Raw genomic sequence first — 11,254 nt, 5'->3', positions numbered from 1 at the left:
ATCGCGTGATTGTTGCTGGGCATGGTGACCTTGTAGTCATCCGGCGGGGTCAGTTCGACGGCCACCGAGTGGTAGTGCCGCTGAATGCCGCGCATCAGCAGCCAGATCAGCGGCATCGCGACCACCACGATCCAGGCGCCGGCCATGAATTTGGTCGCCAGCACGATCACGAGCACGATCGCGGTGATCACCGCGCCGACCGCGTTGATCGTGCGGGAGCGCATCATCCGGTTGCGCACTGCGCGGTCGTTCTCGGTGGACAACAGCCGGTTCCAATGTCGGATCATGCCGGTCTGGCTGCACACGAAGGACACGAACACTCCAACGATGTACAGCTGGATCAACCGCGTCGGCGAGGCCTTGAACACGACGACCAGCGTGATCGCGAAGCCGGAGAGAAGCAGGATGCCGTTGGAGAAGGCGAGCCGGTCGCCACGGGTGTGCAGCTGGCGGGGCAGGTAGCCGTCACGCGAGAGGATCGAGGCCAACACCGGGAATCCGTTGAACGCGGTGTTCGCGGCCAGCACCAGGATCAGCGCGGTGACGAACTGCAGGATATAGAACATCGGCGAGGCGCCGCCGAACACCGAACGGCTGACCTGCGCGATAACGGTGCGTGGCGTCTGCCCGGACGGCAAGCCGATCAGGTCGGCGGCGTCGGCGGCGTGCACATGCCCGGCCAGCGCGAGCGCGGTTACCCCGGCGAACATGGTGACCGCGATTCCGCCGAGCAGCGCGAGTGTCGTTGCGGCGTTCTTGCTCTTCGGCGGCTTGAACGAGGGCACGCCGTTGCTGATCGCCTCTACTCCGGTCAGCGCGGTACACCCGGAGGCGAAGGCGCGAAGTAGGAGGAAGGCGAGCGCCACTCCGCCATAGCTGCCCGCGGCTTTGATCTGGTAGTGGCTGCTCTCGGCCGTGAGCGGGTGGCCGGTGACGATCCGCAGCACACCCCAGATGATCATGATGCCGACCGCCGCGACGAAGCAGTAGGTCGGAATCGCGAACGCGGTGCCGGATTCGCGCACCCCACGCAGGTTGATCAGCGTGATCACTGCGATGACCAGGACCGCGATGAGCACCGCGTGCGCGTTGAGCGCGGGGATCGCCGAGGCGAGGTTCGCCACGCCGGCGGAAACGGAGACTGCGACGGTGAGGGTGTAGTCCACCATGAGCGCGCTCGCGACGGTCAAGCCGACCCGTGGTCCGAGGTTGGTGGTGGCTACCTCATAGTCGCCGCCGCCAGACGGGTAGGCGTGCACGTTCTGCCGGTACGACGCCACCACCACGAGCATCAGGAAGCCGACCGCGCCCGCGATGTACCAGGTGAAGTGGAAGAAGGCGAGGCCGCCGGCCGACAGGACCACGAGGATTTCCTCGGTGGCGTAGGCGACGGACGAGAGGGCGTCGGAGGCGAAGACCGGCAGCGCGATCTTCTTGGACAGCGTCGCTTCGCCGAGCAGCTCGCTGCGCATCGGTTGGCCGACCAGGACACGCTTGGTCATCCCCATGAGTGAAGGCACGCCGGGCATCGTAAGCCCGCGATCCGGTTGGCCGCGAGGCGCCTCACTATGCGGTTGCGGCTAGCCGATGCAGAAGGAGGATGCGGTCACGTAGATCGGGGCTTGAGTACCTTTTGGCTCGATCGTGAACTCGACGGGTGAGAAGTCGACATAGACGGTTATCGGATCAACTTGGCCCGGCGTCATTTTGCCGCCGCCGTCCGGGGAGGCCGCGGGGGACCGGTTAGACGGCGGGGCCGAAGGAGCGATGATCGTGTAACCGGCGACCGGGCCGCCGCGGGCGATCAGGTTGAAAGTTCCGACACCGCAGTTCGCGGTCACCGTCTCCGGATTGGCGACGAGGGTGCCCATCGGCGGTGGCGGAGAAGGGCTCGGCGAAGGTGAGCGGCTGGGCGAGCGCGAAGCGCGGGCCGATGTGCGCACCACGATGATCGACGGGCTGGAAGATGCGGAGGCGCTCACCGACGGGCTCTGACTCGGGCTCGCGCTCGCGGACGCCGCGCTTGTCGATATCTCGATCAGCAGCGAGGAGCCGTCGCCGGTGTCCACGACCGCGACCACCGAGGGCGAGTGGGTCGGCAGGACCGTGGCCGTGTTGCCCGGGGAGAGGTACCGCAGCGTCGTGTAGCCGCCTATGCCGAGTAGCAGCATCAGCAGGACCGCGGCGGCGATAAGCGTCTTGCGCCGCGCGGTCGCGAGTGGCTTGCGGCGCCGGTCAAGCGGAGCCGGGAAGCCGGCCCGGTTGAAGGGCTCGGCGCGTTTGGCGACGCCCGCGCAGTACTCGGCCAGGTTCGCCGCCGCGGCGCCGCCGAGCGCACCGTTCGCGAGGTTGCCGAAGCTGGAAGAGTTCGAAGAGTTCGACGGCGCGTTCGAGCTTGGGTTCGAGTTCGAGCCGGAGCCGGGCTGCGTCGGGCTTCCCGGGCCCCCTCCCGGCAGCACGTTGCCCACCAGCCGCAGGACATTCGCGCGCAGGCCCGGTGGCAGCAGCAGGAGCGGCATCGCGCCGAGCAGCGCCTCGGGTCGCAGTTCGAGCCGCTTGCGTTCCCCGCAGATCTCGCATTGCTCGACGTGCCGGTTGATCCGCTTGCGCAGCAATGCGGTCAGCTCGCCGTTCCAGCCGTCCAGGATCGCGGCAAGTTCCGCGCAGTCTGACCGGCCGGTGCGGGCCACCAGCAGCGCGCCCAGTGACTTCTCCAACTGCCCGCGGGCTCGGGAGAGCAGAGCGTGCGCGTGGTTGGCCGTGACCCCGAGAGCCGCCGCGAGATCGGCGCCCTCCAACTCGTGCCGGACGTTGAGCTCGAAGACCTCGCGCTCGCTCGGGTTGAGGCCCTGGATCGCAGACCAGATCAGGCTACGTACATCCGCCTCGCGCAGACCCGCGTCGACGTCGACTCCGTCGTCGCTCACCTCGCCGGCCTCATCGAGTTCGACGATGCCCTGACGGCCGCGCAGCCGGCGCAGGCACTCGTTGCGAGCCACCGCGTACAGCCACGGCCGCAGCCGGTCCGGGTCCCGCAGCCCGTCCAGCTTCTGCGCCGCGACCACGAAGGTGTCCTGCAACGCGTCGGCCGCGTCCTCGGAGTCGCGCAGCATCGAGCGGCAGTACGTGTACAACGCCGAGGCGTATCTGTCGTAGACGGCAGCCAGTCCTGCCGGGTCGCCCGCCACGATCGCGGCGACGAGGTCCCGATCCTGCATGCGCACACCGTAGTGAGTCCCGAGCGCATTGTGGAACACTCGCTCGAACACGAGTGAGTTACATAAGCAGGATTTGAACTTGCCGGCGGCGCCGAAGCCGCTGCTGACTCCACCGTGCGAATCCAAGAACGCGGCGGGCGCCGGTCAGATCCAGCCATTGCGCACCGCGTAAGCCACCGCCTGCGTCCGGTTGCGCAGGTTCAGCCGGATGGTGAGCGACTGCAGCACGGCCTTGATGGTCCGCTCCGAGTAAGCGAGCTGCATCGCGACCTCGCGGGTGGACAGGCCGTCCGCGATCAGCTTGAGCACGTCGCGCTCCCGCTCGGTGAGCCCGGCGAAGGACAGGCCGCGCGGTTCGAGGGTGGTCCGATTCAGCAGGCTGACCTGGTCGAGCAGGTGGCGGACCAGGTCCGGCGGCATGTCGCCCTGCCCCTGCGCCGCGGCGCGCACGATCCGCACCAGGCGGTCCGGGCCCGCTTCGGCGCGACGCAGCACGCCGCACACGCCGGACCCGATGATCCCGGCCATGGCCCGCGGGTCGAGCTGCCCGACGACCAGCACGACCGGCGTGCCGTCGGCGCGGTGCAGCGCGGTCAGCCAGCGCGTCGCGGCCTCATCGACGACGTCTGCGATCGCGATCACCACTGACGCCGCCTCACCGGCCTCCGCGATCCGCAGCTCCGGACGCTGGCGCAACTGCACCAGGAGTCCGGCCTCGGAGATCGGGTCGAGCGAGTTGACCCGCACCGCGATGCGGTACTGGCGGCCGGCGGTGAACTGACGCTGCGTCGAGGCCGGCGTGCCGATCGGGTGCGCGGGGTGGTGCGGCGCGGCTGACGGAGCGACAGGTGCGATGGTTGAGGTGAGGGACATGGCGACCGCCTCCAGGTATCGAGAACTTGCCCTATACCGGTGAGAGGAGCGGACGCCCGGAACCCCAACACTTTTTTCGGGAGAATTTTTCTGAACCCGAGGGTGCGCGTTCGTGCGCAGGTCAGCGCCCTGCAGTGCACCCGTCAGAGAACATGATCGGGTGGGGCCGTCCCCACCGCGGCCCCACCCGGTATGTGGCGCGGCCTCGGCCGCGCTCCCCGTCTCTTAGTCCGGCAGACTCGCCGCTGCTGCCAGCAGCTGGTCATAGGCGGCGACGATCGCCAGCGTGCGTTTCGGCACTGTGATCTCATGGCTATACGACGAGCGCAGCAGGTACCGTGCGAGCGCCGTGTGCCACTCCCATGTGTGGTCGCGGTATTCGCCATCCCCGGACATCCCTGGGCAAAACGCGCGCAGGTTACCGGTCAGCCAATTGAGCGCGGCCAAGGCCGCCGCGGTTCCATCACCGGTCTGCTTGACCTCCAGGACGTCCAGCTCTTCCGACTGCGCCGTGGACACCGCGGGCGCGGCATCTTGGGACGGATCGAGCAGCGGTTCGAGCCGGCCCAGTCGTGCGGCCACCTCACGCCAGCGCTCGAACCCGGTGAAGAACATGGACTCGGCGCCAGGATCCACGCTGTGCATAAGCAGGTCCACGGCCATCCGCGCCGGATCGGTCGCCCAGTGCGCGTGGGCGAAGCGGCTCGCGTCGATCACCGTGGGTTCCGGGTGCCGGCCTTCGTAGACCAGCACATTGGTGCCATGCAGGTGCCCGTGCGAAAACACACCGTAGGTGCGCCGCGCGGCCACGTGCTGTCCGTCCGACGCGCCGATCTGCCCTTCTGCCACGAACCCCGCGACGCGTTCGGTCAGGTCCTCGACCAGCGACTCGGGCAACCGGCAGCCGTCCGGATGGGTGAGTACCGGCGCGAGCTGCCTGACCGCGTGCTGAACCCGGCGCTGCCGATAGTAGGGAGTGCGCAGGAGATCGGCCGGCGAGTCGATCTCCTGCGCGGTGTCCGCGTACAGGCCGCCGAGTCCATCGGTGAACAAGGCCGCGAACACGTCTTCGACCGCGGCGTCCGACGCGCCGCGCGCCAGCCAGTCCCGGAGCGTCACGGCGCTGCCCTGCAGCTGCGCGGCCAGTGCGTACCAGCCGTTGACTGGGCCGACGGGATACGGCGGCGCGAGCTTGGCCAGCAGCGACTGGCGCAGCATTCCCCAGGCTTCCGCGGACCGCTGGGCCTCACGCTCCAAGGCTTCCTTATCGAGGCTGACCTTGAGCACGTGATGGGTACGCACGCCGCTGTTGTCCAACGCAGCCGTGACCGCGCACACCGCCGCGCCTGAGTAGCCCGTGGCGATGTAACCCAGACTCATGTTGCGTGTGGTGCGTCCCGCGGCTTGCAGGATGCGCGCGTAGAGACGGCACAGCGTCGGCTCGCCGACCGCGTGTACGAAGGTCTGGATGTCGGGGTCGAACTCGTCGTAGGTCACTGCGATCGGGGCCACCGCGCCGGTGTCCAGCAGGTGGTTGTGGATCTCGGTGGCGATCGCCGAGGGGCTGCTCTCGCGGGCCTCGACGCTGAACTCGTAGCGCCGCAGCACCCGGTGCGCCCCACAGCGACGCGCCTCGTCGAGCAGATCGGGACGGTGCGCCTCGCCGCTGCTGATCGCCAGGATGAACGCGCCGGGGAAGCGCTCGCGGGCGTCGCAGATGAGGTTGAGACCTGGCTGCGCGGCCGCCGCACCGGCCCCGTCCCGCGCAGCGGCTGGCAGGTCCACGACGATCAGGTCGTAGGCCGTACCCGGCGCCGAGAACAGCTCGCGCACCCGGCCCGGATCCTTCGCCGCGGTCCACACCACGTGCCAGCCGAGCTGGGCGAACGGGTGGCGCAGGCGTTCCGGGACGGCGGTGAGGTTGTCCTCGTCCTCGTCGATGAGCAGAGCCTGGATGGCGTCCACGGTCATGCGCCCCGCTCCAGACGGCTGTACTCGATAACGCCGCTCCGAGCGACACCGCTGTGCTCGAGGTCGCTGTGGTACGCGGGGTCGGCGTGATGAATCGCGCTGTCGGGGCCGAGGGCGCCGCCGGCTGCGGCGCCGCGCTCGGAGGCACGTTGCTCGACGACGCCAAGAGCGCTGTGTTCAACCGCGCCGCCGGTCCACGGGCGCAGCGCGATGACCGCCTCGTAGGTCCAGCCGTCCGTACCCAGCGCCCGGCCCGTCAGCCAACCGCCGAACGGCCGTAGAGCGCGAGCCAGCGCCGCCAGGCCCCGCCCCGGCTCCGGCCCGGGCAGCGCCCCGGAGTTGCAAATGACCAGTTGCACACCGTCCGGCGCGGGCCGCCGGAGGCTCACCTCGAACAGCGGTTCGTCCTCGTCCGTGTCCGAATCGGCGGCGAAGCGGCAACGCGCGTTGTCCAGCACATGCCCGACCGTCTCGGCCAGCAGGTCGCGTGGGCAGAAGACGGGCACGTCCAGGGAGCCGGACAGCTTCGTCGCGCCGACCAGCCCGCGCGCCTCGATGGCAGCCTGCACGACCTCGCCGACCGAGGCCGGAACCGAGCGCACCAGGTGTACCAGTTGCGCCGGCGAGTCGGTGCCCGGCCGATGCGTGGCGAACAACGCGTTGTACCACCAGCCGATCCGATCCAGCAGTTCCCGCCGCTGCGCGCGCCACCGGCCGTCGTCCGGACGCCGCGGCTCGCGTACCAGGGTGCCGAGGCGCTCGCAGAGACCCAGCAGACCGGCCGCGCTCGTGCCGGACAGCTCGACGAACCGCTCCTGATCCCGCCGCCCGAGTAGATCGGCTGCGTAATCCCCGGCCAGGATCTCGCGCAGCCTGGGCAGGAACGCCAGCACCCGCTCCTCCACGAGCCGCGCGCATTCCCGCAGATCCGCCTCGGCCGCCGCGGTACGCTCCCGGCTCGGCTCGGCTACCTGCAGGTCCTCGACGAAGTCGCGCACCCGCAGCAGCCGCGACTCGAAGCGGTTGCGCAGCGCAGGCTCGCACCACTCCTCGGCCAACCGAGCCCACGCCTCGCGCGGGTCGTCAAGCCGCGGCCGCGGCTTGAGCTCGGTCAAAAGGATCAGCTGCCTGACGACATGTACGTAGTCTTCGACCAGCGGCCGGTCCAGGCCCACCCGCGCGCCTTCCAGGTACTCGCGGCAGTGAATCAGACCACCGCGAAGCTCGCCGAGGTCGATCGGCGAGTCGTGCCGCGGCCGGCGTGCCAGGCGGTACGCCTCCAGGCAGATCTGATCGATCACTACCGGCTCGTCCGCGCCCAATTCGATGAGGTCGGGCAGCAGGGCGGCGAAGCGGTCCGGCGCGGCTGCGGCCAGCACCATGACGGCCTGCGCCCGCAGCCACGGCGGCTCCGGCGCCGGATTGTCCAGCTCATCGAGACAGCAGCGAGCCAACTGTGTGCGCGCCGCGCTGTAACGCAGCGGCGGCAGCTTCAACCAGCCGTGCTCGGCGGCCAGCAACCGGGTCAGCCCGCGCCGGCCCCAGACCGAATCCGGCGAGGCTTGGTTGAGCGCGGCGATCCGGTCCAGCACCTCCTGGCGGGCCCCGGTGTCGTGCAGCGCCCGGCGCAGCAGCCCGCGCCACCGCAGATAGTCGATCGCGTCGTCGCCGAGCAGCGGCACCCCGAACAGGTCGGCCGGTGCGCTCTCGAACAGCTCGTCGCGGCGGCGCGCGCGCAGCAACTCGTGCAGCCGGTCCACGTGCCGCCGTAGCCGCAGCGGCGCCTCGCTGACGTCCGCGTACTTTTCGCGGGTGGCGCACAGGCTGCATTCATGCGCGCTCAGGGCGCCGATGCTCGTCGCGCTGATGAACCGCACCGTGACCGGAACATCGGAACCGCGCGTCGCCCGCGTCGAACTCGGTTCCGCGCAGACGGCGCTCAGAGACGCGAGCATCCCGCTGTCGTGCTCGGGCAGCAGATCCAGCAGCACGACCGCGACGATCCGCTCGGCACCGACTCGCACCGCGTGCCGGATCAGCTCTTGCAGGGTACGGCCGCTGCGTGCGGCGTAGTCCAGGATCAACAGCGTGCGGGGGCGTGCCGCTTGCTCCTTGCCGGACGAGCCGTTCGGCCAGGCCGCACCGTGACTGGGGTACAGGACGCCGATCGGCGCGCTGACGCGATGTCCGCCCTCGGTCAGCCTCGTCCACGCCGCGTGCGCGAGCAGTCCCGCGTTCGATCGCGCCTCGCCGGGATACCAGATCTGGATCGCGTCCTCGGACCGCCCCGGATCGGCGCGGTGCTGCACCCGGGCAAGCCCGCGCTGGATCGAGTCGACCAGGACGTCGGTGATGCGCGTGCGGGCGTCGTCGCGGCGGAACATCCGGTCCAGATCGATCGCGGCGCTCGCGTGCATCCGTCGCGCGTACTCGATGTGCCCGATCCGCAGCGCCCCGGCGGGGGACTCGGGCTGCGGGGCGCACCAGTACAGCAACTCCTCCTCGCTCATCGGCAGCCGCTCCGGTGCGCGGGCCGGAGCCGGGCGCAGCGAGACCGGGTCGATGTCGACGATCGGGGGCGGCGCTCCAACGCCGGGCACCAGAGCCTGAAGGCGGTGCATCCGGCCCATCCGCTCCGACTGCTCGGCCTGGCCCGCCTCGAGGTCGATCTCGGCCAGCGCGACGACCGGGATCTCCCGATTCAGCACACTGATCCGCCCTCGGTTGACCCGCGCGTCGACCACGCACGCGATGACCACGGGCTCGGCGTGCCCGGCGATGTCGGCGACCGCTCGCCGCACCGAGTTCTCGGTGAGGATCACATCCGCGCACAGCACGACCCGAGCCTCGCCCGGCACGTCGCCGGCGGTCGGCCAGCCGCCGCGATCCAGCTCCGAGCTTGCCGGATACGTCCGGTCGCCCAGCGCTAGGCATTCGCTCAGCCGACTTGCCAAACGCGGCGGGCAAGTGTGTGTCTGCGCCACCACCACCGGGCTGCGGCTCGGCGGCAGCGCGGCCAGTTCCGCTTGGACCGCGCGGGCCAGGGTGAACGCGGCCACGTCGAAGCCGAGCGTGCCCTCAAGCAGTCGGCCGACGTCGAGCCAGCGGTTCGTCACGGCGAGCGTGGGCGTGCGGAACATCCCGCGGCGCACGCCGTGCCCGCTGTTGCGGGCCGCCTCCGCGCTCAGCTCGCGTTGCGACGCATCGGTCAGCGTGCTGAGCACATGCAGCGGCGAGAGCAGCAGGATCAGGCTCTCGCCCTCGACGGTGATCAGGTGCCGCTGGTTGCGCAGAAAGCGGTCGAACTCGTCGGCCGATCCGCCCGCGGCGAGCCACCGCTCCCGGACCTCGCCTACCAGCGCCACGCCGCCGACGCTGGTGAGCAACTCCAGAGCGGCGCGCACCGGCACCGAACCGCCGTGCCAGAGCGCACGGCCCTGCGCGCCGACCACCAGCATGGCGCCCGCCGCGTGCTTGCTGTTCCTGCCGCCCTTATCGGCGGCCTTCTGCGCGCCGCGTTTCTCCGGTGCGCCCTTCTCCGGTCCCGCTGCCTCACCGGCGGCACCGGCGGCACCGGCGCCGTGCGATTCCCCTCCTGAAACGCACGACTCCAGTACCTGCCGAGTGAGATCCGGGAACACCGCCGCCACCGCTGCGCGCTCGGCGCCCTGAGCCAGGAAGTCCAGCGCCTGACGCACCGACTCGCGCAGGTTGCCGGTCGACTGTGGCCCGGCGTCGATCTCGCCGGCCGAGATCGTCACGACGACCCCGGACGTTCGCGTCCCTGAGATGCCGAGACCGCCGCGGGTGCGGGAGATCGCCGCGGTGAACGCCGCCCGATCCGCGTCTGCGAGCCCTTGCCGCGCATCGAGCCCGCAACCGAGCCAGCCGAGCCGGTGCGGCCGGTGCAGCGCCGGGTGACCGCTCCAGTGGCCGGTGGGCGCGGTGAAGCGCGGACCGACCGGGACGGTCGCCTCGAACAGCGTCTCGGGAGCGCCGCTGCCGCCGGCCACCAGGTGCAGCACGCGGCTCGCGCCGTGCTCCGCGTCCGGCGGCCAGCCGGATCCCACCGCGGCGTCGCCGAACGCCGCGTCGCCGAACGCGCTGCCGGTGAACGCGGGCTTCGCGAATGGATCGCTCGGCCGCGGCGGCAATCCGCGGTCGTACAACTGTCCGCCTACCAGTACGCGGGGGCGGCCGGATCCTCGCGACGCGGCCAGCTTGGCCGCGTTGTCGATCAGCTCGGCCAGGACCGTCTCACTGATCGCGCGTGCGTCGGCGGCCGAGAGGCCGAGGTCACTGAGTCCCTGCTCAACGGCGACGTACCGCGCGGTGCCGCGTAGGCCCGCGCCCTCCAGCGGCTGAAGCCACTGTAACGGCAGCAGCCTGCGCCGGTCGCCCAGCGGCTCGACGGCTTGATCAGCTCGGCCGCCCGCCAGATCCCCGGACGGTGTCTCATCGGATTCCTCCCCTTGTCCCGCTTCTCCCGCGGCCCCGGCACCGCGCACTCGCACGGCATCGACCGGCCAGTGCGGCGCCTCCCGGAAACCGGCTTGCCGCATGAAGGCCCGAGCCTGGCCACGTCTGCCGGCCCGGTGCCTCGTGCGTCGCGCGCGGGACCAGGAGTCAGGATCCGCGCCGCCCGACCGCGCGTCCCGCTCCGGCAGGTCCCGCCCGCCCTGTTCCAGCTGTTCCACTTCATGCGCGGGCAAGGTCACCGTCGCGCCCACCCCGGCCGCGACGGCCGCGTCGAGCAGCAGCAGCGCCCTGGCCAGCACGCCGAACTCCACGTGTTCGACCCTGCCGAAATCCAGGTGCGGACCACCGCGCGCCGAACCCCCGAGCCCGCCGCCCTCGCCGCTCGCCGCCCCCTGCGGGGCGTCGATCTCGGTGTCCCAGGCGGCCGTGCTCAGCACCGGGGGAAATCGGAACTCGGTCATCCGCCACTCTGCGTGCTCGAAACGGTGCCTGCACAGTGGCAGGTGGCGACCTGACCGGCCGCTTGCGATGCCTCACGCGGGTCCTACAGTGGCATGGGTCACCCCGGGAACGGCCGCGGCATCGGACACGGTCGGACAGCGCCGGACACCGGCGGCCGAAATCGGCAGTCTTGGTCACCCAATTGGCGGAGTCCGGTCAAAGACCGCTCCCGGACCGCGATTTCCGCTGACGGCGGTTACCCTGACGGAGCG

At 70.6% G+C, this 11,254-nt stretch carries 5 protein-coding genes; all 5 read right to left on the bottom strand.

From position 1 onward, the window contains the following. On the bottom strand, positions 1 to 1,529 hold a 1,529-nt coding region (locus VN779_RS11155; RefSeq protein ID WP_325722402.1), incomplete at its 3' end, for an APC family permease. Positions 1,530 to 1,580: 51 nt separating this feature from the next. Next, entirely contained in the window at positions 1,581 to 3,218 is a 1,638-nt protein-coding gene (locus VN779_RS11150) for a sigma-70 family RNA polymerase sigma factor (protein WP_325722401.1), read from the bottom strand. Between the two features lie 144 nt (positions 3,219 to 3,362). Continuing rightward, positions 3,363 to 4,091, bottom strand: coding sequence for a response regulator transcription factor (locus VN779_RS11145; protein WP_325722400.1), 729 nt, complete (start codon positions 4,089 to 4,091; stop codon positions 3,363 to 3,365). Between the two features lie 225 nt (positions 4,092 to 4,316). Further along, entirely contained in the window at positions 4,317 to 6,062 is a 1,746-nt protein-coding gene (locus VN779_RS11140; RefSeq protein ID WP_325722399.1) for a hypothetical protein, read from the bottom strand. Further along, on the bottom strand, positions 6,059 to 11,002 hold the full coding sequence (locus VN779_RS11135; RefSeq protein WP_325722398.1) for a hypothetical protein: 4,944 nt from the start codon (positions 11,000 to 11,002) through the stop codon (positions 6,059 to 6,061). Before VN779_RS11135 ends, VN779_RS11140 begins: the two co-directional genes overlap by 4 nt. Positions 11,003 to 11,254 lie beyond the last annotated feature (252 nt).

The sequence above is a fragment of the Actinocrinis sp. genome, from assembly GCF_035605935.1.
Taxonomy (GTDB): domain Bacteria; phylum Actinomycetota; class Actinomycetes; order Streptomycetales; family Catenulisporaceae; genus Actinocrinis.
The sequence above is the reverse complement of the archived record's forward strand: the minus strand, read 5'-3'. Positions and strand labels throughout refer to the sequence as shown.